Genomic DNA, 26,056 nt, shown 5'->3' on the forward strand with positions numbered 1-26,056 from the left:
CTGCTCGCGGCATCGCCTCTTCGCTCAACTCTCAACGAGCAGGTGCCGCCGACCGCGGAAAACGCGTTCATTGCGCTGTACTTCGCATCGGTTCCGCGCGGGGCACTCCTCGACCTCGATTTAGAGGGGCCCGACGGAGCGGTTGCGCACCTCTTGAAGCGAGAGGAGATTGCCGCCCGTGAGGAGGCGTACTTGTTCTCGCTTGCGTCTGACGTCGGTCTCCCCGTTTCGTTGGTCGTCCGCAACCTCATCATGGCCACGCTTGCCTATACGAAGACGACCCACGAGTCGGTAACCGCTACCGCCCCACTGGAGAACCTCGCGGACTACTTGGCCGATGGGTTGGGAGTCGTCGTGCCGGAGGTAACTCTCACCCGGTGGAGGAACTTCGACGACCGCGCATCGGCCTCCCTCCGTTCATTCGACGACTCAGGGGACGCTGACTCTAGCCCGACGGCGCACCCGATCATCGCGCTTCCTTTCATGGATTTCGGTGGCGCTGTCGTGGAGCTCGAGGTCATTGAATCTGCTCTCCGCGGGTATGCGGAGCTCCTCGAGCGCCTTCGTTCGTCGGCAAGTGAAAGCACGCTTGAATGGGATTTCCTTTCGTCGCTTGCTGACTACGGCCACAACTATGACCTCATGGCGGCGACCGAAGTGCCGCTCGATAGGCCGTTCGTCATCAAGTACAGCGAGCGTCGCGATATCAAGGTCGAGCGCTATGGATACGTGAGCCAGGACATCGTCACGTCAGATGCCGGAAGTAATCACGTGGTGCTCTTCACGACCGACCCTTCGGTGGAGATTCGTAATCCGAAGGCGCTAGTGCCTAACTCAACCGAGAAAGCATTCGGCCTCTTTGGTACGCGGTCCTCAACGCAGACGTTCGCGGTTTACGCCCACGATCAGGATCGGGACTACCGTGCGACCTTCCGTGCTCAACTGAAGACCTCACGTCGAATCCGGGGCACTGTTTACGCCGCTGCAGGGCTCCTGGTCGCTCTGACGGTCGGAGTGTTCTTCCAGCCACCACACACGGTGAGCAATTTCGCACTGATTGTCGGCCCGACATCGCTCGCCGCATCCGTTTTGCTCTTCCGCGAGCAATCCACCCTCGGAAGCACGCTACGGCGGCTCAGCACCGGGATCCTGACCGGGGCGCTCGTTGCTCTTCTGGTTGTCAGTGTTGTGTCGTACGTTTGGTTCACAGTCAACGACGTAGCATCTTCACATGCCCCGGTGACGGCGCCGGGTGCAACCACGTCGACGGTCGAGCCAACCCCGAGAGGCTAGTCATGGCGAAGAACACTGGACGAGGATCGCGAGCCGGCGCTGTGACGGGTCGTTCCCAGGTGCGGTCATCTTCGAGCGGGATGTGGGTGAAGCGGGACACGACCACTGGTCGCTTCATCCAAGCGAAGAAGAGCGGTGGAGACTTCAAGGGTGTCCGGCACGAGAGTTGAGGGGCGACTCATCGCGAGCGGCCGGCGTCTGAGCTGACTGCCGGAGCGCCGCGAACGGGCGAACGATCTGAACTCGATCCAGTCAGGCACCGGTTCCCCAACGAGCTAAGCGCTGGCCCGCCCACAGAGGTTAGCGGGTCGCTCTCAGAGCTGCCCCCACAAGGTGCCCGGGGCAGCGCATCGGTCTGACCGGACCGTGGCTCTCGGGATAGTTCGGGGATGATTCTGGGATACCCCGGATTCCGGGAGCCAGCGGATCGGCTTGTTCATGCGGATCGTGGAGTTTCGTTAGGAGCCCCCACGAGAACCCCCGGCTCCGGCCGGGGGTTCTCGTCGTTCCGGACGGTCAGACAGCGTCGCGGTGCCGGCGCAGGGTGTTGCTGATCACGATGAGGTCGCCCCGGTAGTACCCGACAGCGAACTCGATCGGTCGACCGGTTGCGTCCGTCAGGAGCCGGTGCTGCACCAGCAGGGGCGCGGACGGCTCGGTGGACAGCAGTTCCGCGACGGCGGGGTCCGCCGGCACGGCGCCGGTGCGCACCGCGGCCTCACCCAGTTCGATGCCTGCGGCCTCCAGGAAGCCCCACGTGCCGGCATCGACTCCGGGGGTCTCCTCGCCGGGCTCCTGCAGCCCGAGGTCGCTGCGGAAGTAGCTGGTCCACAGGACGAGCGGGTCGCGCGAGGCCGTGATCCGCTCCCACCGGATGACGGGTGTCCCGAGCGGGACGAGCAGGTTCTCGGCGACCACCTGTGGTGCGGGGACGAGCTCCCAGGAGAGTTTGCGGTAGTGGATCGCGTTGCCCTCGACGGTGCTGTGACCTGGTTCGCCGATCGCGCGGAGCTGGTTGAGGTGGTGGACGATGACGTGCGCCGTCGGTTCGGTCCCTTGACCGCGGACGCGTCGGATGAGGCGCTCCGACACGAGTAGGTCGAGTGCTTCCCGGACGACGTTCCGGCCCACCTGGTGCCGTCGGATCAGTTCGTCCTCGGAGGGGAGCGTCGCGACCCCGCCGTCTCCGCGCAGGAGCTCGTCGCGGAGCATGTCGCGCAGCAGCCGGGCGCGGTGGTGGCGACGTTCGAGGTACTTCGGCATGGGACCTCAGGGTCGCACACGCCGGTCGCCGTGGCACGAGGACGCGTGGACTTCGTGGCGTTGCGTCCTCGGCGGAGCGCGGAAGTCCCGGTCAGGAGGCATTCGCGGACAGGTGCGTGGTGGCTTAGCAGGGGCGTAACGAGGGCGTGACGGAGTGGAAACCGCCGTCGATCACGCTCTCCTCATGCCCCTCACCACCATCGCCACCGTGTCGATGCCGGTCGTGTACGACCCGGACACGAACCTCACCGTGATGCTCGGCCGCATCCGAGATGCCGCCGAGATCGGTGCCGACCTGGTGGTGTTCCCGGAGCAGGCTCTGCAGGGCTACCTCACGGACACGCTCAGTCTGGACTTCGAGAACGTCCGCTACCAGCAGCAGAACGCCGAGACGGTACCGAACGGTCCCCGGGTCAGTGCGTTGATCGAGGCTGCGGTCGAGCAGAGCCTGCACGTCGTGTTCGGGCTGACCGAGCGCGACGACCGGTTCGCTGACGTGCTCTACAACACGGTCGTCCTCGCCGGCCCGGACGGGTACATCGGCCGGTACCGCAAGGTGCACCAGCCCGGGGACGAGAAGCACGTCTACCACCCCGGTGCGGGGTTCCCCGTGTTCGAGACGGGCATCGGTCGGATCGGCATGCTCATCTGCTACGACAAGTGCTTCCCCGAGACGACCAGGGCCCTGGCGCTGCAGGGCGCGGAGATCCTCGTCATGCCGACCGCGTGGGCCTACGACGACGCGACCGAGGCGGCCGAGGACGACGTCCGCGTCGACCAGTACACGCTCTTCGGCCGCGTCCGGGCGCTGGAGAACCAGGCGTGGATGGTCGAGTCGAACGTCGTGGCCCCGCAGGGGAACCTGAACTACCACGGGCACTCGCGGATCATCGACCCGAACGGCGTCATCCGCGCCGACACCGGGCCGACCGAGGGCATCGCGTGCGTCACCGTCGACGTCGAGGACACCATCCTCCGTGCACGCGGCATCGACTACATCGGCTACCACTTCCTCAAGGACTACGTCCCCGTGCCCGCAACAGTCGGGCCGTACGGGGCAGGAACGGAATGACCATGTCCCACGCGATCGAGGTCCAGGGCATCGGGAAGCGCTACGGCGACGGCCCGCTCGTGCTGGACGGCATCGACTTCCACGCGAAGGCCGGCGAGTTCGTCTCCTTCGTCGGCCCGTCCGGCTGTGGCAAGTCCACCCTCTTCAACATCATCACCGGTCTGCTCGCTCCCACCGAGGGACGCGTCCTCGTCAACGGGACCGACACCACCGGCAACCCGAACCGCTCGATCGGGTACGTCCTGCAGAAGGACCTGCTGATGCCGTGGCGGACGATCATGCAGAACGTGGTCCTCGGCCTCGAGGTGCACGGCGTCCCACGGCGCGAAGCCCGGGAACGGGCGTCGGCGCTGTTCGACACGTACCACCTGTCCGGTCGCGAGGACAGCTACCCCGGTCAGCTGTCGGGCGGCATGCGGCAGCGCGCGGCGCTGATGCGGACGATGGTCACCGACCCCGACATCATCCTGATGGACGAGGCGTACAAGGCCCTCGACTACCCGCTCAAGATCCAGCTCGAGAGCGAACTCATGGACACCGTGAAGGCGGCGGGCAAGACGGTCGTGTTCGTCACCCACGACATCGAGGAGGCCGTCACCCTCAGTGACCGCGTCTACGTCCTCAAGGCCCACCCCGGTCAGGTCGTGCAGGAGATCGAGATCGATCTCGGCACCGACAGCCACGCCATCAACGAGCGCCGTCTCGCGCCGGCGTTCAACGACTACTACGAGGCGATCTGGCGCTCCATCGGCACCGGGTCCCGGACGGAGCGCGCAGCATGACCGCTATCCAGATCGAAGAAGCAGCCACCGGGGCGGTCCGGACCGCACCCGAACGTCGCACCCGACCGCGGTCGTCGAGGCGACGCAGCGTCCTCGTGTCGATCCAGATCGCGATCGTCGTCGCGTTCCTCGCGGCCTGGCAGATCGGCGCGTCCGCCGGCTGGATCAGCACGTTCCTGTTCTCCAGCCCCGGGCAGATCGTCACGGTGCTCGCGCAGAACACCGGGACCGGCGAACTGTGGACCGACCTCGGTGTCACGGCGCAGGAGGTGCTCATCGGCTTCGTGATCGGAGCCCTCGGCGGGTCGCTCCTCGGCCTCCTCCTCTGGTACTCACGGTTCGTCGCCGACTTGTCCGCGCCGTTCATCACCGCGATCGGTTCGATCCCCGTGCTCGCCGTCGCCCCGATGATGATCATCTGGTTCGGCACCGGCCTGGTGTCGAAGGTCGTCATCGTCGCGTTCTCGTGCGTCATCGTCTCGCTGACGAACGCGTACCGCGGGGCGCAGAAGGTCGACACGGACCTGCTCGACCTCGTGCGCTCGTTCGGGAGCTCCAAGACCCAGGCGTTCACCAAGGCCATCGTCCCCGGTGCGATGTCATGGGTCATCGCCGGCCTCAAGCTCAACGTCGGGTTCGCGATCATCGGCGCCGTCGTGGGGGAGTTCATCTCGTCCTCTGCAGGAGTCGGACACATGATCGTCACCGGATCGTCGAGCTTCGCCATGAACCAGGTCCTCGCCGGCGTCGTCGTGGTGATGGCGATGGTCCTCGTCTTCGGCCTGCTCATCGACCTGCTGGAGCGCATCCTGCTCCGGTGGGACCACCGCTGACCCACACAGCGGATCGCGCCACCCTCCTCACCCGTCCTTCCCCGCACTCCTCCCACCGAAAGGGCTGTGCCCCCATGCGATCTCCCCTGACCCGACGCGCCCGCGTCCTCACCCTCGCTGCGGCCAGCGCCGCAGCACTCCTCGTCCTCTCCGGATGCGCTTCCGGCTCCGACGCCGCCGACTCCGCCGACGGCGGAACCCAGGACGTCACCATCAACCAGGCCGTCCAGACCCTCCTGTACCTGCCGCTCTACGTCGCCGAGGAGAAGGGGTACTTCGAGGACGAGGGTGTGAACGTCACGATCGACACCGGCGGATCCGGCAACGCATCGTTCGCCGCGGTGCTCGGAGGCTCGGCCGGGTTCTCCATCCAGGACCCGGTGTTCTCCGCCAAGTCCCACGAGCAGGGCGGTGAAGGCGTCATCGTCGCCGGTGTGCAGAACGCCCCGGCGGAGTTCCTCGTCGGCAAGGACGGCACGAGCGCCCAGGACGACCCCACGATCCTGAACGGCAAGAAGGTCGTCGTCTCCCCGTCCCCTGACTCGACGTGGGCACTCATGACGAAGATGATCGACACCTACGACCTCACGGGCGTCAAGCTCGTCAACGTCTCGCTCGGCAACGAACTCGCCGCCGTCGCGTCCGGTCAAGCCGACTACGCGGTGGTCCCGGAGCCCTCGGTGAGCCAGGCCGTCGACCAGCAGGACATGCACGTCGTCTACTCGTGGCCCGCCGCCGGAGACGAGTGGAACCCGTTCGCGTTCTCGTCGCTCACCTCGACGCAGAAGTACGTGAAGGCCAACCCGGAGGCGACGCAGGGCGTCGTCAACGCCTTCCAGCGGGCGTACAACTACATCTACTCGGACGAAGCCGGAACGATCGAGGTCGCCGAGAAGTACTTCCCGAAACTCGACAAGTCCACGGTGGCCTCGGCCGTCAAGCGTGAGATCGATGCAGACGGCTACCCGCACGGTGCAACCGTCACCGAGGAGGCATGGGACCACAACCTCCAGCTCGCGGCGGACATCGACAACGTGGAGAAGTACCCCGCCGACGCCACCTCGTACGAGACGAACGTCGACACCACGTTCTCGGACAAGGCCGAGAAGCAGTATCCCGCGAAGAACTGACCCATCCCACCCTCGGCGGGGCCGCCACCCGGTGGTCCCGCCGTCCCCCATCAGAGGATCCCCATGGACGACACCGCCCGCCAGGCGCTGACCGACGAATGGGTTGCGCGAGGCCGCTCCATCGCCGCGTTCGTCACCGCGAACGTCCCATCGGAGGTCGTCCCCGTCGCCGTCTTCGACCACCCGCACACCGACCGGTCGGGCCAGACCGGGGACACCGACGTCGACGACGGAGCTCGCTCGTGACCGATCTGTACCGACCGATCGCTGAACTCGCCGGCATGCTCCGCTGCGGGCAGACCTCCGCCGTCACCCTGACCGAGCAGAGCATCGCCAGCATCGACGAGCAGGCGGACCTCGCCGCGTTCGTCCACGTCGACCTCGAGGGCGCCCGGGCAGCCGCAGCCCGCGCCGATGCCGAGCTCGCTGCCGGCGTCGACCGCGGACCGCTGCACGGTCTCCCGGTCGCGGTGAAGGACAACATCGACGTGCAAGGCCAGCACACCCGCGCCGGCAGCCTGCTCCTCGGCGACGAACCCGCTGCGCGGGACGCCACCGTCGTCACCCGCCTCCGCGCCGCCGGCGCGGTGCTCGTCGGCCGGACGAACATGCACGAACTCGCCTGGGGCGGCACCACCGACAACCCCCACACCGGCCGTGGGCGGAACCCGTGGAACCGTGATCGTGTGCCCGCCGGCTCCTCCGGCGGCTCCGGCATCGCCGTCGCTGCCGGCATGGTGGTCGCGGCGCTCGGCACGGACACGGGAGGCTCGGTGCGGCTGCCCGCGTCGGTCAACGGTGTCAGTGGGTTGCGCCCCACCATCGGGCGGGTCAGCAACGCCGGCGTCGTCCCGCTCGCGTGGACCATGGACACCGTCGGTCCCCTCGCCCGGACGGCGGCGGACACCACCGTCGTGCACGACGCGATCGCCGGGTGGGACCAGCGCGACCGGACCACGCGGCGTGAGCCGGTCCGCCTGGCCGCCCCGGGCCTCCAGTCCGTCGACCCGGCCGCCCACCTGCGCGGCCTGCGCGTCGGTGTGATCGCGGACTACGCGCTCGTCGGGAACCAGCCGGACGTCACCGCCGCCGTGCGGGACGCGCTCGACGCGCTGGCCGCAGCAGGCGCCGCGCTCTCCGAGATCCACGTGCCGGGCGTCGACGAGCTCGTGGACGCGCAACTCGTCGTCGACGCCGTGGAGCCGAGCGCCATGCACCTCGACCTGCTGCGCAGCCGGCCGGACGACTACGGCGACGACGTGCGCACGCACCTGGAGATCGGACTCCGCTACTCAGGTGTCGAGTACGTGCAGGCGCAACGCTTCCGGGCGTGGTTCCGCGACGGACTGCTCGAGGCGATGCGCGACGTGGACGTCCTCGTGACCCCGACCCTGCCGTTCACGGCGCTGCCGCACGGTGCGGAGTCCGTCGAACTCGACGGACGGCCCGCCTCGTTGACGGCGGGGAACATGCGGTACACGGCGATCGGCAGCATGGCCGGGTTCCCCGGGCTGAGCGTCCCCATCGGTCTCGACCACGACGGCCTGCCCATCGGGATGCTGATCACGGCCCGCGCGTTCGACGAGTCAGCAGTCCTGCGTGCTGGACACGGTTTCCAGGCCGTCACGAGTCACCATCTCCTGCGACCGCTCCATCCGAGCCGGATCAGCGGCACGTGCGCTTCCTCGCTCTGATCGTCGACCAATCGTCACGGTCAGGCAATCCATTCGTAACGCCGTGTTGCCTTCCCAAGTGGTGCACGATGCAACGCGCGCGTGCCTACCAAGAGCATTCGGATCCCGTCAAGGACCCGTCCTCCACCTGCCTGTCACTGTCAGGGAGTGGTTGGGCAACCTGAGTAACTGCTGTCATTGCCTCACTGCGGGACGAGGAAGTTTCATGGTCAGTCAACCGACCTCCTCGTCCCGCAGTTTTTCCTGTTCAGAGTGGGGGTTCTCCAGGAGCGCCTTCACCTGACGTTGAACAACTCAGGGGGTCGGCATGAGCATCAGCACCGCAGAGAGACTGAACTTCGACAGCGCACTCGTGACGGCCGCGGTCCTCCGCGGTGCGATCGAGTTCCCGATCACCGAACGCACGGTCATCGTCAATCTCGCTCAGACGGACGCATTCACCGGGACGGCACAGCTCGCACCACTCCCGCCGTTGAGCTCGACGATCCTCGTCCACGGCACGGTCACCGGGGAACTGCTGCTGGCACTCTCCGTGCCCACTGCAGGAGATCAGGAACAACGCGCCCGCGACCTGGGCTGGCTCGACTTCTACGGCGACGGCGGACCGGTCCTGCTCAAGTCTTCGCAAGACACCATCGGAACCGTCCTCATCGACCGGCGCACCGTCCTGCGTCAGCCGACGGCCTCGTCGACCCCGGAGCGGTTCACGGTGAAGGCGAACCTCTGGTTCAGTCCCAGCGACACGGACTGCGGCATCCACAACGTCCATCCGTTCATCGAGGTGCACACGCAGGTCAGCGGGCTCGGGCGCATGCAGAAGTTCGACGACGTAGCACAGTCGTCGCTGTACGAGGACCAGCAGCTCAGCCCGGGCACCACGAACCCCATCCCGTTCTGCATCGACGTGGACGGCACCTTCACCTACCCGTGCCACCAGTACCGGGCGGACACCGACTGCATCTGGCTCGCGCTCGAGTACCACGCGGCCTGACTCCCAGCACCTCCCACCCTCATCGACGCCGGCCGGTTCGTCACCGGATCCTTCGGCGTTCCCGAAAACAGGCAGGAGCACCACCATGAAGACCATCGGCATCGTCTTCGGCACTCGACCCGAAGCCGTCAAGTACGCACCGCTCATCCACGCGCTCCGCTCCGATGAGCGTTTCCGTACCGTGCTCATCTCGACCGGACAGCACCGCGAGATGCTCACCAGCACCCTCGAAGAGTTCGGGATCACCCCGGACGTCGACCTCGCCGTCATGAAGGACGGGCAAACCCTCTCCGAGGTCACCCACCGGATCCTCGAGGGCCTGTGCTCCGGTGACCACCTCACCGGCCTCGACGCGGTCCTCGTCCACGGCGACACCGCAACCACACTCGCCGGCGCACTCGCTGGCCTGCATGCACAGGTGCCCGTCATCCACGTCGAGGCAGGTCTGCGATCCGGGAACAACTCGTCCCCGTTCCCCGAGGAGGCCAACCGGAAGCTCGTCGGTCAGATCGCCGCTCTCCACCTCGCGCCGACGCCCGGGAACCACGCGAACCTCATCCGTGAGGGCATCAAGGAAAGCGCGATCACGGTCACGGGGAACACGATCGTCGATGCCCTCGCCTGGGGGATGCAGAACCTCCGCTCCTACGGCGATCCGCGTCTGGAAGACCTCGACACCGATCCGCGACGTGTCATCCTCGCCACCACGCACCGCCGCGAGAGTCATGGTCAGCCCATGCAGGAGATCGCCGAGGCGCTCGCTGACATCGCCACTCGTGATGACGTCCGCATCGTCGTGCCGTTGCACCTGAACCCCAAGGTCCGATCGGTGATGCTCCCGATCCTGTCGGGCATCGACAACGTCGATCTGGTCGATCCCCTGCCCTACCTGTCGTTCTGCCGTCTGCTGCGTCGCAGCGACATCATCCTCTCGGACAGCTCCGGCGCCGAGGAAGAAGGCCCAGCGCTCGGGAAGCCGACCCTCGTGCTCCGCGAGATCACCGAGCGAAGCGAGTCGATCCTCACCGGGTCGTCCCGCCTCGTCAGTCGGCATCGCGGTCAGATCGTTGCCGAGGTGCAACGGCTCCTCAACGACCACGAGGCGTACGCAGAGATGTCGAACGCGATCAACCCGTACGGCGACGGCCGCGCGACCGATCGGACCATCGCTGCGATCGCGAACTACTTCGGGATGGGACCGGCCGTCATGCCGTTCGTTCCCGGTGCCGACGTCGTGCCGTCACTGGCATGACCCGGCCGTCGACCGCACGGGTCCCGGTGGGGCTCGTCGCGTTGGCGCTCGGCGGGTTCGGCATCGGGTTGACGGAGTTCGTCATCCTCGGACTCCTCCCGGAGGTCGCGACCGACTTCGCCGTCACCATCCCGCAGGCCGGGTTCCTCGTCTCCGGTTACGCGATCAGTGTCGCGTTCGGTGGAGTGTTCGTCACTGCAGCCACCGCATCGATGCGGCCGAAGACGGTGTTGTGCGTACTGATGGTCCTCTTCATCGTCGGCAACCTCCTCTCCGCACTCGCCGGCGGCTACGGGGCGATGCTCGTCGGGCGGATCGTCGCGGCCATGTGTCACGGAGCCTTCTTCGGGATCGGTTCGGTCCTCGCCGCGTCGCTCGTCCCGTCGAACCGGAAGGCGCAGGCCATCTCGATCATGTTCCTCGGGCTGACCGTCGCGAACGTGCTCGGCGTCCCGCTCGGGACGTTCCTCGGGCAGGCGTACGGGTGGCGGTCGACGTTCTGGACCATCACGGCCATCGGCGTGGTCGCGCTCGTCGGGCTCCTGGTCTTCATCCCCGCCCGGGCAGCGGAACGACGACCCGCGGGCCAGCTCCGCCGCGAGCTCGCCGCGTTCGGCAACGGGCAGGTGTGGCTGTCGATCCTCGTCACGGTCTTCGGGTTCGGAGCGATGTTCGGCACGTTCACCTACATCGCCCCGATCCTCACCGACGTCGCCGGCGTCCCCGCGACAGCGATCCCGTGGATGCTCGTGCTGTTCGGCTGCGGACTCTTCATCGGCAACCTCGTCGGGGGTCGCGCCGCCGACCGGCACCTCGATCGAACCCTCCTCATCCTGCTGAGCGCACTCACCATGGTCCTCATCGGATTCGCAATCGTCGCCGGGAACCCGTGGAGTGCCGGGGCCGCGCTGTTCCTCCTCGGTGCCGTCGGCTTCGCATCCGTTCCGGGGATGCAGATGCGCGTCCTCGAATTCGCGTCCACCGCACCGACTCTCGCGTCGGGCGTGAACATCTCCGCGTTCAACGCGGGGAACGCCATCGGCGCCTGGCTCGGCGGACTCACCATCACCGCCGGTCTCGGCTACCGGTCTCCGATCACGGTCGGCGCCGTCCTCGCGGCGACCGCGACGACCCTCATGGTCGCTGCGGCGACCACGCACCGACGTCGCACCGCCGTCGCGACGCCGGCTGCACCACGCACCGTCACCATCCCCTCCTGAACCGGAAGGCACCCTCATGACACTCGACAGACTCCGCACCGCAGCACCGACGTTGGCCGTCACCCCTCCGACCTTCGACTCGGAGACCGTCACCGACTTCCTCCGCGACGGGTACTGGCTGGAAGCAGCCGACGTCGACGGCGACGGCAACCTCGACCTCATCGGCTACGGCCTGACCGTCGGGGAGATCTACTGGTACAAGTCCCCGACGTGGGAGAAGCACCTCGTCGTCGACAAGATCAAGGAACCAGTCGGCGCCGGTACCGGCGACATCACCGGCAACGGGCTCCCCGACCTGGTCGTCTGCTACCAGCTGTACGGCCCCGGCGGCACGATCCACCACGCCGACGGAGCGGGTGGAAAGATCGACTGGCTCGAGAACCCGGGCGACCCGGCCACGAGCACGGAGAACTGGAAGCGACACTACGTCGGCAGGGCGACCGGGATGCACCGGCTCCGCGTCGGGCACTTCTCCCGAACCGACCGCATCCAGATCATCGGCTTCCCGATCGTCGCCGTCGAGGACGTCCACGCGGTCCTCCCGGTGATGCTGTTCACCCAGCCTGACGATCCGACCCAGGAGTGGGACGCCGAAGTGATCAGTCGGGCCGACTTCCGGATGATCCACGGCGTCGCCAGCAAGCCCGGCCTCATCCCCGGCTCCTCCCTGGACACCATCCTCATGGCCTCGGACGAAGGAGTGACCTGGCTCTACCACGACGAGGCAACCGGGCAGTTCGCCTGGGAGCACATCGGTGACGGTGAATCGAGCCAGTTCGAGCAGACCACCTTCAAGGGCTCCGGCGACGTCGACGGCGGACGGATCGGCGACGATCCCCTCGCGTACGTCGCAGCCATCGAACCGTTCCACGGCAACACCGTCGCCGTCTACACGCGCACCACCACAGACGCTGCAGCCTCGACGTGGCAGCGGCACCTCCTCGACATCTACGGCGACCCGAACGAGAACGGTGAAGGACCTGGCCACACGGTCATGTGCCGCGACTTCGACGGCGACGGCGACGACGAGTTCCTCATCGGCCTCCGCGGGCCGGACCCCTGGCAGGGCGCCTACTACTACAAGGCGGTCGACCTGGAGAAGGGGCTGTTCGTGAAGTGGAAGGTGTCCGGCGAATCCATCGCCCGCATCGTCGCCGGTGACTTCGACGGGCGCGGAGTCGTCGACTTCGCCACGATCTCGTACTCGGTGCCGCACTACTTCGTGGCACCGAAGGCCGAGATCACCCTCCACCGCAACCGCACCCCACAGGAAGGCTGACCCATGCCGACCACGACCAGTACCGACGCTCCGTCGCCGAAGAGCAACGTCGGACGACGCGCCTTCCTGTTCGGCTCCGCCGGCACCGCGGCCGCGGGCGCGATCGTCGCGCTCGAGAACAGCAACCCGCTCGCGGCGTTCGCTTCGGAAGCGACGGCCGCAGCAGGGAACGCGAGTGCTCCAACGGGTGCCGTGATCGCGCCAGGTGATTCCCGGTACCTGGACATGATGACGGGCAACAACGTCCGCTTCGTAGCGAAGCCCGATTACGTCCGGCTCATCGGCTCGGCCAAGGACGCCGAAGCGGCAGTGCGGACCGCCGTCCGCGCAGGCAAGAAGGTGTCCGTCCGGAGTGGCGGGCACTGCTTCGCCGACTTCGTGTGCAACCCGGACGTCGAGGTCATCCTCGACCTGTCCACGATGACCGACGTCTCGTACGACCCGGAGATGCGCGCCTTCGCCGTCGAACCCGGCGCTCGGCTGCTGAACGTGTACGAGAAGCTCTTCAAAGGGTGGGGTGTCACCATCCCGGGCGGGATCTGTTACAGCGTGGGGGCGGGCGGGCACATCGCCGGAGGTGGTTACGGCCTCCTCACCCGAGCCCACGGTCTCGTCGTCGACCACCTCCACGCGGTCGAGGTCGTCACCGTCGACGAGCACGGGAAGGTGTCGACGCACATCGCGACGAGGGAGTCGAAGGGTGCACTCGGCGACCTGTGGTGGGCCCACACCGGAGGCGGTGGCGGCAACTTCGGCATCGTCACCAAGTACTGGTTCCGCTCGCCCGGAGCCACGGGAGCGAACCCCTCCGACCTGCTCGTCAGAGCGCCGTCTCGGGTACTCGTCAGTGCGCTGTCGTTCCCGTGGGACCAGGTGGACGAGACCGCGTTCCGCACGCTGATGACGAACTGGAACACGTGGCACGAACGGTACAAGGCGCCCGGCCTGCCCGAGTCCAACCTGTCGAGCCTGTTCAACCTCAACCACCGGGCGCACGGCAGTCTGGGCATGTTCACCCAGATCGATGCGGACGCACCTGACGCTGCCGGCGTCCTCCACCGGTTCATCGCCGCGATCACCGACGGGGTGGACGTCAGCTCGGAACCGATGACGACTCCCAGCGGCGAGCTGCCGGCGCTTCCGGACTTCTACGAGACGAAGCAGATCTCTTGGATGCAGGCCACCCGCACCGTCGGCACCAACAACCCGACCATCACGAACCCCACCAGCCGTGGAGCGCACAAGAGCGCCTACTTCAAGAAGGGGTTCACGAACCGACAACTCCGCGTCATGTGGAAGCAGATGACCAGGACGGACTTCACCAACCCGGACACGATGATGGTCGTGTTCTCGTTCGGCGGCCAGGTGAACGCCGTCGCCGAGGACGCCACCGCGAACGCGCAACGCGACACGATCTTCAAGATCTGCCTGCAGACGTTCTGGCAGGACGAGGAGGACGACGCGTTCTACCTCGGCTGGGAGCGGGAGACGTTCGAGGGGCTCTTCCCCGACACGGGCGGGGCACCGGTCCCTGGCGACCAGATGGACGGCTGTTACATCAACTACCCGGACGTCGACATGGCCGACCCGAAGCGGAACCGGTCCGGCGTGCCGTGGTCGACGCTCTACTACAAGGGCAACTACCCCCGCCTGCAGCGCGCGAAACAGCGCTGGGACCCGACGAACTACTTCACCCACACCCTCGGTGTGGAGCTCCCGACGCGAAAGGACGGGAACCGATGACGATCGAAGCCCCCACCACGAAGCGGCCGCCGAAGCTGCCGTCACTGACGGGCCTGCGGTTCTTCGCCGCGTTGCTGGTGTTCGGGTTCCACATGACGTTGTCGGCGTCGCCGATCCCACCGAACGATCCGATCAACCTCTTCGCCGACGAGCGGGTCGCCGACTCTGCCGAGAGCATCTTCATCACCACCGGGTACATCGGGGTGTCGTTCTTCTTCGTCCTCAGCGGGTTCCTCCTGGCGTGGGCGGCGAAACCGGGGGAGAGGATGACATCGTTCTGGCGGCGCCGGATCGTGAAGATCTTCCCGAACCACCTCGTCATGTGGGTGCTCGCGATGGTCTTGTTCGCCGCCTCGATCACACCGGTCCACGCCATCGTCCTGAACTTCTTCCTGCTGAACTCGTACTCGCCGGACGGTGCGGTGAACGTCGCCGTGAACCCGCCCTCGTGGACGTTGTGCAGCGAGCTGCTGTTCTACATGCTCTTCCCGCTGCTCATCCTCGGGCTGCGGAAGATCCCCGGGAACCGCCTCTGGTTCTGGGCATCGATGATGGTGGTCGGCATGGTCCTGGTGCAGGTCGTCAACCTCACCATCGTGCCCGACAGCCCGAAGTCCGCGCTGACGCCGGTGTCGTCGTTCCAGTTCTGGTTCGGCTACATCTTCCCGCCGACTCGACTGTTCGAGTTCATCCTCGGCTCGATCCTCGCCCGCATCGTCATGGAACACCGCTGGCCCGCCGTCCGGATGTGGCACGCGCTGCTGGCATGCGCAGCCGGCTACGCGATCGCGAACGTCGTGCCGTTCGTGTGGACGTTCAACGTCGCGACCATCATCCCGATCGCGATGCTCATCGCAACGGCGGCGGCGGGTGACGCAGCCGGGAAGCCGACGTTCCTCCAGACCCGGGCGATGCAATGGCTCGGCGACACGTCGTTCGGGTTCTACCTCTGTCAAGGCGTGGTCATCTTCTGGGTCCGCCAGATGATGCACAACGCGACCTACTCGACGCCGATCGCGCTGCTGGTCATCGCTGGGTTCCTGGGGCTGACGATCCTCGGCGGGTGGGCGCTGTACGCGCTGGTGGAGAAGCCGGCGATGGACCGGTTCGCCAGACCGCGGCGGAGGGCGCTGCCGACCGCGGAACCCGTCGTCGCCGCACCGACCGCCTGAGCACGATGAGAAGGCCCGGCCCCACAGGGGCCGGGCCTTCTCATGTGCTGCCGTCAGCGGATCGCGGCCGGCAGGTTCGTGACGCGGTCTTCCATGCCACGTCCGAGGAGCTCGAGCGCGGCCGCAGCAGGGGACCCGCCGTCCGGGGTGTACATCAGGACCCGGTGGCCGGAATCGTCCGGTGGGGTCAGCACCTCGAAGTTGAGGTCGAAGTCGCCGACCTCCGGGTGTCGGAACGACTTCACCCCGGACACGCAGTTCTCGACGGGGTGCTTCGCCCACAGCTTCCCGAACTCCGGGCTCTTCACCGTCAGTTCGCCGACCAGGGCCGTCAGTTCCGCGTCCTCGGGACTCCTGCCGCCGAGGACGCGGAGCGAGGACACCGCTCGGACCGCCTCCTCCTGCCACCGCGTGTACAGCTCACGCGTGTGCGCATCGAGGAAGAGCATGCGGGTCATGTTGGGCCGGTCACTGATCCGCTCCGCGCTCTCGAAGTCGAGGTGGCCCGCGACCAGGCGATGACCGAGGGCGTTCCACCCGAGGACCTCACTGCGTTTCCCGATGATGACCGCCGGCGTCGCAGCGAGTGACGTGATCAGCCGGATGGTCCCGGTGCGTGCGTGGTCGGGCTTCGACGCTGATCTGCGTTTCGGAGTCGAGTGTTCGGGCCGCGCGAGGTTGAACAGGTGCGCGCGTTCGTCGGCGTTCAGGTTCAGGGCGCGAGCGATCGAAGCGATCACCGCCTCGGAAGCGTTCGTGCTCAGTCCCTGCTCGAGTCTCGAGTAGTAGGTCGGGCTGACCCCGGCGAGCATCGCCAGCTCTTCGCGACGCAGGCCCGGGACGCGGCGCACACCGTAGCCCTGCAGCCCGACGTCTTCGGGCTGCAGGGCGGCGCGACGGACGCGAAGGAAGTTCCCCAGTTCGTTCGGACCGTTCATCCACTCATTGTGGGGCTCGTAGACCGATCTGTCCTGTCACTGGCAGTGACAGGCACGGCGGGGTGTGGCTGATCTGCCGTCGCATCGCGATGGTGGCTGCAGGCCATCACCGACGCGGATCCGATCCGCCCGCGCACGAAGGAAGGGTCACCGTGACCACGGAACAGACAACAGACCAAGCGACGACGACCACGACACCGCTCCGTGAACCGGTGATGACCGGCAAGCAGCGTGTCGCGTTGATCGTCCTGCTCACCGCGAGTTTCACCCTCGCAGTGGACTTCTCGATCTTGAACGTCGCGCTACCGACCATCGGTGCCGACGTCGGGTTCGCGCTCGAGAACCTGCAGTGGATCGCGACAGCGTTCGCGCTCTGCGCTGCGGGGTTCACGCTCCTGATGGGACGGGTCGCGGACATCGCCGGACGGCGTCGGATGTTCCTCATCGGCATGGTGCTCCTCGCCGCGGGTTCGCTCGCCGGCGGACTCGCGACCACCCCGGAGGTCTTGCTCGTCGCTCGCGTCGCTCAGGGATTCGCCACGGCCATCGTCGTGCCCGCAGCACTCGCGCTCCTGCTCAGCGCCTTCCCGGAGGGCAGGGCCCGTGACAAGGCGCTCGGGCTGAACGGTTCGCTGATGGCCGCTGGCTTCACCACCGGTGCGATCCTCGGCGGCCTGCTCACCGACCTGCTCTCGTGGCGCTGGGCATTCTTGATCAACGTCCCGGTCGCCATCGGTGTGCTCATCCTGGCGCCCATGGTGCTCCAGGACAGCCGGGCAGCACAGCGGACCCGTCTCGACGTGCCGGGTGCCATCACCGTCACGCTCGGGCTGCTCGCACTGGTCTTCGGCCTCACGACCGCCGCCGAGACGTCGTGGACGGACCCGATGGTGCTGGGTTCGTTCGCGGTGGCCGTCGTGCTGCTCATCACCTTCGCGTTCATCGAACGGGGCGCCGCCTTCCCACTGGTCCCGCTCGGCATCCTGCGACGATCGAGCGTGTCGTGGGGCAACCTCGCCGGCATGCTCGCGTTCGTGACCGAGACGTCACTGGTCTTCCTGCTGACGCTGTACCTGCAGAAGGTGCTCGGGTACACGCCACTCGCTGCAGGCCTGTCCTTCGCGGTGCTCGGTATCGGCACGGTCATCGGCGGCCTGGTCGGGCCCCGTGTGATCGGACGGTTCGGCAACAAGGCCGCCATCGTGGGTGGCTTCATCGTGCAGGGAGCGGCGACGCTTCCCCTCGTCCTCATCAGCGATGCCGCGTCGTCGATCTGGCTGGTCCTCGCGGCGACGTTCATCGGCGGCGTGGCGAACCTCGTCGTCATCGTCGGCTTCATGGTGACCGCGACCTCCGGACTGCCGGAGAGTGAGCAGGGCATGGCGACGGGCCTGACGACCATGAGTCAGCAGGTGGGCATCACGATGGGCACACCCATCATGAGTGCCGTGTTCACCGCTGTGGCGCTCGCGAGCACTGCGCCTCAGGCCGAGGCCGTCCTGTCCGGCGTGACCACAGCGATCTGGGTCAACGGCGGGATCTGCATCGCGGCCGCAGTCGCCGTCGCGCTGTTCCTTCGCGGACGGGCCAGGACCGCCTGACGCGATCAGGCAGGCGGACGGCCCCACGCGCAATCCCCCTGTGCGTGGGGCCGCTCCCGTGTTCGGCGGGCGGTACCCGCGGTCAGCGGCGCTTGCGCAGCGCGTTCGTCGCCCAGAGCGCGACGGCGATCAGCACGGGCTGGAACAGGAGCCGGACGAACCGCTTGGTGTCCGTGTCCAGGCCGAAGCCGTCACGGTGGTGCATCCACTGGGCGATGTTGCCCGGGAAGATCGCGGTGAAGAACACCGCGGCGACCCACCCGACCGTGGCCTGCCGGCGGACCAGCAGCATCAGTGCGGCACCGAGGGAGATCTCGGCGATGCCCGAGGCCAGGACCGTGACGTCCGGGTCCAGGGGGACGAACTCCGGCACCTGGGCCCGGAACTCCTGACGGGCGACGGTGAGGTGGCTGATGCCGGCCCAGGTCATGGCGGCTCCCAGCAGGATACGGACGACGGTCCGGGGCTTGGACGAGCGGGAAGTGCTGCGGCGGGAGGTCATCAGGGGCACGTGCCTTTCACGGGGGATGGTGGAGCGGTGCGTCGACCGACGCTGCGGATGCGACGCCGGCGGGTGAGTTCGAACACGACCAGTGCACCGGTCCCCACGAGGAGACCGACGCGATGCGCGCGGGCCACCGCCGTCGCGCCGGAGACGGCCAGCGCTGCGGCGGCGACGGTTCCGACCGTGACGGTGCGGTCCTCGAGGTCGATGCCGGTGCGCACCGCTCCGAGTGCCGTCGCTGCGGCAGCGGCAGCGGCAGCGGCAGCGACCGCTGTCGTCGACCGTCGTTGGCTTCGTGCGAGGGCTGTGCCGGCGGCGATCTCCAGCAGGGGCACCAGCACGGCGTGCGGGAGGCCGGGGGCGAAGCCACGCTCCACCATCCGGTGTGCCCGGACGCGCAGGGGCCGCGTCGTCGACGTGCCCGCTCCGTGCAGGGCGAGGAGGATCCCGGCGGTCCGGGTCATCGGTTGTGCTCGATCATGTTGTGCACAACCTAACACGGTGCCCGACGTCGCACACCCCAGCGAGCGACGCTTCAGCGCCCGACGTCTCGACCACCGACGCGTCGCCGGACCGCCGCCGTCCACCCGAGCGACATGATCCCGGCACCGAGCGCCGCCTTCACCGCACCGCCGATGACGAACGGGTACAGCCCGAACTCGAGCGTCTGCTGCAGGTCCAGCCCGAGCGACACCGCGAGCCAGACCATGCCGGCCGCGAAGGTCACGACGGTGCCGATCGCGAAGGACAGCACCGAGTTCCGCAGCGGGCGGTCGCCGAAGCGTTCGGCGATCCACCCGACGAGGGCAGCGGCCGCGACGAAGCCGACGATGTACCCGCCGGAGGGACTGACGAGCACGCCGAACCCGGCCGAGCCACCCGCGAAGACCGGCAGCCCGATGACTCCGAGCAGCGCGTAGACGAGCATCGACAGGGCACCGCGGCGCGCACCGAGGGCACTGCCGACCAGCAGGACGGCGAGCGTCTGCCCGGTGATCGGGACGGGCCAGAGCGGGACGGACACCTGTGCGGCGCCGGCGGTGAGCAGCGCACCGCCGAGGACGAGTGCCGTGCTCACGACCGCGGTGCGGGGGAGCAGGGCGTCGGCGAGTGGACGGTGTGCGGCGGGGGAGAGCGCGGTCATGGCAGAACCTCCAGATGGGGCGACGGAGACGAACGGAAGAGCTGGTCAGACGGTGACGGCGGCGAGCAGTGACTCGGCCTCGCGGCGGGCATCCGCCACGGCAGTGGTGTCGAGCCCGCACGCCCGCAGGCAGGTCGCGACGATGGCGTCGCGGTCGGCGTCCTCGACACCGCCGACGCGGCGGAGCTGGATGACGGTCTCGGCGAGCTGGATGAGGATCCCACCGAGCCGTGCCGGCGAGATCGCGACGGTGACGTCGGAGTCGGCGGCGAGCGACCCGAGGCGCCCGTAGGCGTCTCGCAGCTGGATCCGCTCGGCGCGGAACCCGTCGTAGCGCTCCCCCTGCACCTCGGGCAGCAGGTACAGCGTGCCGATGTTGTGCGGGGTGCGGGCGAGGGTCTCCACGTCGATCAGGACGAGCGCGGCCAGGGCACCGGCTGCGGTGGCGGACGCCGGGACCCGCTGTTCGAGCTCGCGGACGAGCTCGAGGCTCGGCCGGACCGAGGTCGTCAGGAGCTCGACGAGCATGTCGTCCTTGCCGGCGAAGTGGTAGTACAGCGAGGCCTGGCGGATGCCGACCCGCTCCGCGATGGCTCGGGTCGAGGTCGCGCTGATGCCGTTCTCGACGAACAGTGCGGCGGCGGCGTCGAGGATCTGGTCGCGGGGACTGCGCGCCGAGTCGGCGTTCGGGACGGCCCTCGGGCGACCGGGCCTGGCCGGTCGGTCGTCGGAGGACATGGAGTCATCCTCCCAGCGCGGCGTCATGCCTGCTCGCGGTAGGCCCGCCAGCCGCCGAACGCCGTGATGTCCGCGGCGCCCTCGACGGCGAAGGGCTCGACCAGGAACCCGGTGACGTCGGTGCCGTCCTCGAGTGCCACGGTGCCGATGGCCATCGGCGCGGGCAGGGACGCCACGAAGGTGCCGAACCCGGCGGCGGGCAGCCGCCAGACCTCACCGGCGATGCCGGTGCCCGAGCCCGAAGCCGGCCCCGACCCGGACGCGTCAGCGCCGGACGCGACCGGACCCACGCGGACCAGCCCGGGCTTGGGTGGCACCGTGTCGAGGGCGTAGAGCCGGTAGTCGGACGCGGTGCGGGCCTCCCGGACGAACGATCCGCCGGACGCGACCAGCTGGCCGTTCAGCGGCTGGTCACGGAGGTGCGCTCCGACGACCAGCAGGTCGACGGTGGGCGCGAGGAACGCGGCGCCGAGCGCCGCGAGCCGTCGGTCGGTGAACGCGGGACCGGTCAGCATGACCCCGAACGGCAGGCCGTCGACGAACCCGGCAGGGACGGCGAGCGAGGCCATGTCGAGCAGGTTGGCGAAGTTCGTGTACCGACCCATCCGGCTGTTCGCGCCGATCGGATCGGCCGCGACCGCGTCGAGGGTGGGGTGCCACGTCGTGGTGGGCGTGAGGAGCGCTGTGGTGCCGGCGAGGGCGGCGCGTCCCGCGGCGCCGAGCACGTCGAGGCGTTCCTGGTCGGCGAAGAGGTCCGCTGCCGTGGGTCGGGCGCCGCCCAGGACGATCGTGGCGACCGACGGGTCCAGGTCGTCGCCGACCAGGTCGCGGTGCGCCTCGACGTGCGCGCCGACGGCGGCGTACCGCTCGGCGACGAACGCGCCGTCGTAGAGCAGCGACGCTGCGTCGAGCAGGGGTGCGATGTCGACCTCGACCACCTGGTGGCCGAGTGCGCGGAAGCGCTCGACGGCGGCGGCGAACGCCTCTGCCCAGCCCGGCGCGAGGCCCTCGAGCTGCGAGGGCAGCGGGATCGCTATGCGCGGGACGGCGGGTAGGTCGGCGAGGGCGACGTCGATGCGGGCGAGCGGGTCGGTGTCGTCCGGCCCGGCCATCAGCTCCGCCGCCGTGCGGGCGAGGTCGAGCGATCGGGCGAAGACCGTGACGCAGTCCTGCGAGCGACAGGCCGGCACGACACCGGTGTTCGGCACCAGGCCCTTGGTCGGCTTCACCCCGACGAGGTTGCCGAGCGCCGCCGGCACGCGGCCGGAGCCCGCGGTGTCCGTGCCGAGTGCGAAGTCGACGATGCCGAGCGCGACGGCTGTGGCGGAGCCGCTCGACGAGCCGCCGGAGATCCGCGTCGGGTCCCACGCGTTCCGGACCGCGCCGAAGGGCGACCGGGTGCCGACCAGGCCGGTGGCGAACTGGTCGAGGTTCGTCTTGCCGACGACGACCGCGCCGGCGGCGCGCAGGCGGGCGACGGCGGTCGCGTCGCGGTCGGGTTCGTACGCGTACGAGCGGGCGGCTGCGGTCGTGGGCAAGCCGGCCACGTCGATGTTGTCCTTCACGGCGAACAGCAGGCCGGCGAGGGGGAGCGTCGGGTCGACGGCCTCGGCCTCCTGCAGGACCGCGGCGCGGTCGCGCAGGGTGATCCAGACCTCGGGCCGGTCGACGGCGTCGATGCGGTCGAAGGCGTCGCGGACGCGGTCTGCGGCGGCGCTCGCCGCGCTCACGCTCCCGCTCCGATCGCGGCCAGGACCTGCCCCGGTGCGACCTGGTCGCCCGGCTTGATGTAGACCTCCAACACGTGGCCTTCCACCGGTGCGTGCACCATCGACTCCATCTTCATCGCCTCCACTGCCAACAACTTCTGTCCCTCGTCCACCCGGTCGCCCGGTCGCACGTCCACCTGCCACACCGTCGAGGTGAAGGGCGCGGTCACGGCCGTCGCCCCGGCGGGCAGGACGACCTCGTCCGCCACGACGGCGGCCGGTTCGTCGCGCACGTCGAACTCGCCGGACGCGCGCCAGCGCTCCTTCTCCTCGCCGAACGCCCGCGCCTGCTGCGCCCGGAAGTCCGCGATCGAGCCCGCGTTCGCCTCGAGGAAGCGGTTGTACGACGCGATCGAGAACTCGCCGTCGACGGTCTCGAACGAGCCGCGCCCGGCGTCGGTCTCGGCCCGCAGCTCGAGCAGCTCGTCGGCACCGACCGGGTACCACTCGATCCGGTCGAAGAACCGCAGCGCCCACGGGTGCTCCTGGAACAGCCCGCCGCGACGGAACCGGTTCCAGATCTGCACGGTGCGCCCGACGAACTGGTAGCCGCCCGGTCCTTCCATGCCGTAGATGCAGAGGTACGCACCACCGATGCCGACGGAGTTCTCGGCGGTCCAGGTGCGAGCCGGGTTGTACTTCGTGGTGACCAGGCGGTGCCGGGGGTCGAGCGGCGTGGCGACCGGGGCGCCGAGGTACACGTCGCCCAGGCCGAGCACGAGGTAGCTCGCGTCGAAGACGGTGCGGAAGACGTCGTCGACGCTCTCCAGACCGTTGATGCGCCGGATGAACTCGATGTTCCAGGGGGTCCACGGTGCGTCGTTCCGCACGCCGTTCATGTACCGCTCGATGGCGAGGCGTGTGGCGGGGTCGTCCCACGACAACGGGAGCTTGACGGTGCGCGACGGCACGACGAGCTGGTCGGTGGGCGGGATCTCGTCCTCGAGTTCGCGGAGGAGCCCGGCCACGTCACGGGCCTTCAGGACCGACGCGTCGGTGTGCACCTGCAGCGAACGGATGCCCGGGGTGACGTCGAGGATGCCCTTCGGCGCCTCCTGCTGCAGCTTCGTCATGAGCGCGTGCACGCGCATGCGCAGCGCGATGTCGAGCGTCATGTCGCCGTACTCGACGAGCACGTTGTCGTCGCCGTCGCGTCGGTAGGCGACGCTCGGACGGACGTCGGTCGCCTCCAGGCGGGTGATCACGCCGTCGTCGCCGTCGCCCCCGGTGCGGGGGACGGTCCGGGAGGCCCGGTTCGCCTCGAGCGCGGCGGCGTCGGCTTCGCGGACGGGGACGAACCGGACCGTGTCACCTGGCCGGAGTTGGCCCAGCTTCCACAGGTCGCCGCTGGCGACCACGGCGGGGCACACGAAGCCGCCGAGCGAGGGCCCGTCCGGACCCAGGATGATCGGGGTGTCGCCGGTGAAGTCGATCGCACCGACCGCGTACGGGGTGTCGTGGATGTTCGAGGGGTGGAGGCCGGCCTCGCCACCGTCCGTCCGCGCCCACTCGGGTCGGGGCCCGATGAGCCGGATGCCGGTACGCGCCGAGTTGTGGTGCACGCCGTAGTCGGTGGCGTAGAAGACGTCCAGGTCCGCGCGGGTGAAGAAGTCCGGGGCGGCGTGCGGCCCCTCGGTCACGGCGATCTCCCACGCGTCGGTGAGTGCTGTGCGGTGCTCGGCCGGGGTCGGGCCGCCGACCAGGCCCAGGCGGGCGCCCCCGGGGAAGGCGGGGTGCGCCGCGTCGGAGTCCGGCGAGCCCGGCCGTAGGACGTCGCCGGCGAGCAGCGCGCGACCGGCGTGGCCGCCGAAGCCGCCGAGCGTGAACGTGGCGGTGGAGCCGAGGTAGGTGGGGACGTCGAAGCCACCGCGGACGGCCAGGTAGGCGCGCAGGCCGGGCCCGGGCGCCGTCCCGACCGCCAGGGTCTGTCCGGCGCCGACGTCGATCGGCTCCCAGAGCGCGACGGGATCGCCGTCGAGGGTCGCGGGCGCCTGCGCGCCGGTGAGCGCGACGACGGCGGCGGTGGAGAAGCGCAGCGTCGGACCCGTCGCCGTGATCTCGAGCGCGGGAGCGCCGTCGGGGTTGCCCACGGCGCGGTTCGCCTCGGCGAACGACGCGGCGTCGAACGGGCCGCTCGGCGGGACGCCCACCTGCCAGTACCCGACCCGGCCGGGCAGGTCCTGGATCATCGTCATGGTGCCCGGTGCGATGACGTCGATGCGCGCGTCCGGGTCGTCGGTCTCGTCGAGCGTCGAGGTGGAGTGCGTGGCGGTGCGGAGCTCGAGGTCGTCGGTCAGGGCACGGAGCAGCCCGGTGTTCGTCACGATGCCGTCGATCCGCGTGGCGGCGAGGCCGTCGCGCAGCCGGTCGAGGGCGTCGTCGCGGGTCTCGCCGGTGGCGATGACCTTCGCGAGCATCGGATCGTAGAACGCCGAGACCTCGGAGCCGGTCTCGACCCAGCCGTCGATGCGGAGTCCGCTCGGGTCGCCGGACTCGGTGGTCGCGCTCGGGAACACCGCCTGGGTGACGAGGCCGCTGGAGGGCAACGAACCCTTCGCCGGGTCCTCGGCGTAGACACGGGCCTCGACGGCGTGGCCGTTCGGGGTCCAGGTGCGGTCGAAGACGTCGTCGCCGATGCCGTCGGCGCCGTCACGGGCCAGGCGGAGCATGAGGTCGACGAGGTCGACTCCGAACACCTCCTCGGTCACCGGGTGCTCGACCTGCAGGCGGGTGTTCACCTCGAGGAACGACGCCTCTTCGCGGACCGGGTCGTAGACGAACTCGACGGTGCCGGCGCTGCGGTACCCGACGCTCGCGGCCAGGCGACGAGCGGACTCGTGCAGCTCGCTGCGGACGTGCTCGGGCAGCGCGGGTGCCGGGGCCTCCTCGATGACCTTCTGGTTCCGACGCTGCAACGAGCAGTCCCGGTCGCCGATCACCGCGACGCGCCCCTGGCCGTCGCCGAAGAGCTGGACCTCGACGTGCCGGGCCGGTCGCACCAGGCGTTCGAGGAAGATGCCGGCTGACCCGAAGGCCGCGGTGGCCGTGCGGGTGACGCTCGTGTACGCCGCGCGGACCTCGTCGAGGGTCGCGCACGCCTGCATGCCGATGCCGCCGCCACCACCGGTGGCCTTGAGCATCACCGGCAGGCCGATGCGCTCGGCCTCGGCCACGGCGTCGTCGACGCTCTCGAGCAGGCCGGTGCCGGCGAGCATCGGGACCCCGGCAGCGGCGGCGAGCTCGCGGGCGGTGTGCTTCGCGCCGAAGCGGACGATCTGGTCGGCGGTGGGCCCGACGAACCGGATGCCGGCGTCCTCGCAGGCGCGGGCGAAGTCGGTGTTCTCCGACAGGAACCCGTAGCCGGGGTGGACCAAGCCGGCGCCGGTGTCCTTCGCGGCCTGCACGACGGCGTCGATGCGCAGGTAGGAGTCGCGTGCTGGGGCCGGGCCGAGGCGGACGGCGACGTCGGCTTCGCGGACGTGCGGCGCGGCGCGGTCGGCGTCGGAGTAGACGGCGACGGTCCGCATGCCGAGGGCCTTGGCGGAGCGGATCACCCGGCGGGCGATCTCGCCGCGGTTCGCGACGAGGACGGTGTCGGTGGAGAGCGCGGGTGGCTGGGGCACGGTGTCCTCCGTGT

General features: G+C 68.9%; 22 protein-coding genes. 14 read left to right on the forward strand and 8 right to left on the reverse strand.

The annotated features are described in order from the left end of the window. Positions 1-42: 42 nt before the first annotated feature. Positions 43-1,293, forward strand: coding sequence for a hypothetical protein (locus tag KZI27_RS02280; RefSeq protein WP_222659146.1), 1,251 nt, complete (start codon positions 43-45; stop codon positions 1,291-1,293). 516 nt (positions 1,294-1,809) lie between these two features. On the opposite strand, the gene KZI27_RS02285 is transcribed toward KZI27_RS02280, so the two are convergent. Continuing rightward, on the reverse strand, positions 1,810-2,556 hold the full coding sequence (locus KZI27_RS02285) for a GntR family transcriptional regulator (protein WP_222659147.1): 747 nt from the start codon (positions 2,554-2,556) through the stop codon (positions 1,810-1,812). A gap of 184 nt (positions 2,557-2,740) precedes the next feature. On the opposite strand from KZI27_RS02285, the gene KZI27_RS02290 reads away from it, so the two are divergent. From KZI27_RS02290 to KZI27_RS02345, 12 genes are all read left to right on the forward strand, one after another. Next, complete coding sequence (locus KZI27_RS02290; RefSeq protein WP_222659148.1) at positions 2,741-3,628, forward strand: carbon-nitrogen hydrolase family protein; 888 nt, start codon at positions 2,741-2,743, stop codon at positions 3,626-3,628. Then, positions 3,625-4,410 carry an ABC transporter ATP-binding protein gene (locus tag KZI27_RS02295; RefSeq protein ID WP_222659149.1) on the forward strand — a complete coding sequence of 262 codons (786 nt, stop codon included), beginning with the start codon at positions 3,625-3,627 and terminating at the stop codon, positions 4,408-4,410. Before KZI27_RS02290 ends, KZI27_RS02295 begins: the two co-directional genes overlap by 4 nt. Further along, positions 4,407-5,243 (forward strand): ABC transporter permease, encoded by an 837-nt coding sequence (locus KZI27_RS02300; protein ID WP_222659150.1) that lies wholly within the window; start codon positions 4,407-4,409, stop codon positions 5,241-5,243. Before KZI27_RS02295 ends, KZI27_RS02300 begins: the two co-directional genes overlap by 4 nt. A gap of 74 nt (positions 5,244-5,317) precedes the next feature. Further along, positions 5,318-6,373 carry an ABC transporter substrate-binding protein gene (locus tag KZI27_RS02305; protein ID WP_222659151.1) on the forward strand — a complete coding sequence of 352 codons (1,056 nt, stop codon included), beginning with the start codon at positions 5,318-5,320 and terminating at the stop codon, positions 6,371-6,373. Between the two features lie 63 nt (positions 6,374-6,436). Continuing rightward, positions 6,437-6,619, forward strand: a complete 183-nt coding sequence (locus KZI27_RS02310) for a hypothetical protein (protein WP_222659152.1) — start codon at positions 6,437-6,439, stop codon at positions 6,617-6,619. Beyond that, positions 6,616-8,067 (forward strand): amidase, encoded by a 1,452-nt coding sequence (locus tag KZI27_RS02315; protein ID WP_222659153.1) that lies wholly within the window; start codon positions 6,616-6,618, stop codon positions 8,065-8,067. The genes KZI27_RS02310 and KZI27_RS02315 overlap by 4 nt, the downstream gene beginning before the upstream one ends. A gap of 307 nt (positions 8,068-8,374) precedes the next feature. Then, positions 8,375-9,058 (forward strand): hypothetical protein, encoded by a 684-nt coding sequence (locus KZI27_RS02320; RefSeq protein WP_222659154.1) that lies wholly within the window; start codon positions 8,375-8,377, stop codon positions 9,056-9,058. Positions 9,059-9,143: 85 nt separating this feature from the next. Next, positions 9,144-10,310 carry a non-hydrolyzing UDP-N-acetylglucosamine 2-epimerase gene (wecB, locus tag KZI27_RS02325; protein ID WP_222659155.1) on the forward strand — a complete coding sequence of 389 codons (1,167 nt, stop codon included), beginning with the start codon at positions 9,144-9,146 and terminating at the stop codon, positions 10,308-10,310. Then, on the forward strand, positions 10,307-11,530 hold the full coding sequence (locus tag KZI27_RS02330) for an MFS transporter (RefSeq protein ID WP_222659156.1): 1,224 nt from the start codon (positions 10,307-10,309) through the stop codon (positions 11,528-11,530). The genes wecB and KZI27_RS02330 overlap by 4 nt, the downstream gene beginning before the upstream one ends. 16 nt (positions 11,531-11,546) lie before the next feature. Further along, positions 11,547-12,809: an FG-GAP repeat domain-containing protein gene (locus tag KZI27_RS02335; RefSeq protein WP_222659157.1), complete on the forward strand. Its 1,263-nt coding sequence runs from the start codon at positions 11,547-11,549 to the stop codon at positions 12,807-12,809. Between the two features lie 3 nt (positions 12,810-12,812). Continuing rightward, positions 12,813-14,552, forward strand: a complete 1,740-nt coding sequence (locus KZI27_RS02340; protein WP_222659158.1) for an FAD-dependent oxidoreductase — start codon at positions 12,813-12,815, stop codon at positions 14,550-14,552. Next, positions 14,549-15,724, forward strand: coding sequence for an acyltransferase family protein (locus KZI27_RS02345; protein ID WP_222659159.1), 1,176 nt, complete (start codon positions 14,549-14,551; stop codon positions 15,722-15,724). Before KZI27_RS02340 ends, KZI27_RS02345 begins: the two co-directional genes overlap by 4 nt. Positions 15,725-15,777: 53 nt before the next feature. Here the strand turns inward: KZI27_RS02345 and KZI27_RS02350 are convergent, their stop codons facing one another. Next, entirely contained in the window at positions 15,778-16,662 is an 885-nt protein-coding gene (locus KZI27_RS02350; protein WP_222659160.1) for a helix-turn-helix domain-containing protein, read from the reverse strand. A 215-nt stretch (positions 16,663-16,877) separates the two neighbouring features. Here KZI27_RS02350 and KZI27_RS02355 point away from each other — a divergent pair, with 215 nt between their 5' ends. Continuing rightward, positions 16,878-18,263 carry an MFS transporter gene (locus KZI27_RS02355; protein WP_222661119.1) on the forward strand — a complete coding sequence of 462 codons (1,386 nt, stop codon included), beginning with the start codon at positions 16,878-16,880 and terminating at the stop codon, positions 18,261-18,263. An 82-nt stretch (positions 18,264-18,345) separates the two neighbouring features. Here KZI27_RS02355 and KZI27_RS02360 read toward each other — a convergent pair whose 3' ends face one another. The 6 genes from KZI27_RS02360 to uca form a co-directional block, all read right to left on the reverse strand. Then, entirely contained in the window at positions 18,346-18,765 is a 420-nt protein-coding gene (locus KZI27_RS02360; RefSeq protein WP_222659161.1) for a MauE/DoxX family redox-associated membrane protein, read from the reverse strand. Beyond that, positions 18,765-19,232: a hypothetical protein gene (locus KZI27_RS02365; RefSeq protein ID WP_222659162.1), complete on the reverse strand. Its 468-nt coding sequence runs from the start codon at positions 19,230-19,232 to the stop codon at positions 18,765-18,767. The genes KZI27_RS02360 and KZI27_RS02365 overlap by 1 nt, the downstream gene beginning before the upstream one ends. A 71-nt stretch (positions 19,233-19,303) precedes the next feature. Beyond that, on the reverse strand, positions 19,304-19,912 hold the full coding sequence (locus tag KZI27_RS02370) for a biotin transporter BioY (RefSeq protein ID WP_222659163.1): 609 nt from the start codon (positions 19,910-19,912) through the stop codon (positions 19,304-19,306). A 45-nt stretch (positions 19,913-19,957) separates the two neighbouring features. Beyond that, positions 19,958-20,650 carry a TetR/AcrR family transcriptional regulator gene (locus tag KZI27_RS02375; protein ID WP_222659164.1) on the reverse strand — a complete coding sequence of 231 codons (693 nt, stop codon included), beginning with the start codon at positions 20,648-20,650 and terminating at the stop codon, positions 19,958-19,960. A 23-nt stretch (positions 20,651-20,673) separates the two neighbouring features. Then, entirely contained in the window at positions 20,674-22,380 is a 1,707-nt protein-coding gene (gene atzF, locus KZI27_RS02380) for an allophanate hydrolase (protein WP_222659165.1), read from the reverse strand. After that, the gene (gene uca, locus KZI27_RS02385; protein WP_261784021.1) at positions 22,377-26,042 is read right to left on the reverse strand and encodes an urea carboxylase; all 3,666 of its coding nucleotides are present in this window, start codon (positions 26,040-26,042) and stop codon (positions 22,377-22,379) included. The genes atzF and uca overlap by 4 nt, the downstream gene beginning before the upstream one ends. Between the last annotated feature and the right edge of the window lie 14 nt (positions 26,043-26,056).

It is taken from the genome of Curtobacterium sp. TC1 (genome assembly GCF_019844075.1).
GTDB lineage: Bacteria > Actinomycetota > Actinomycetes > Actinomycetales > Microbacteriaceae > Curtobacterium.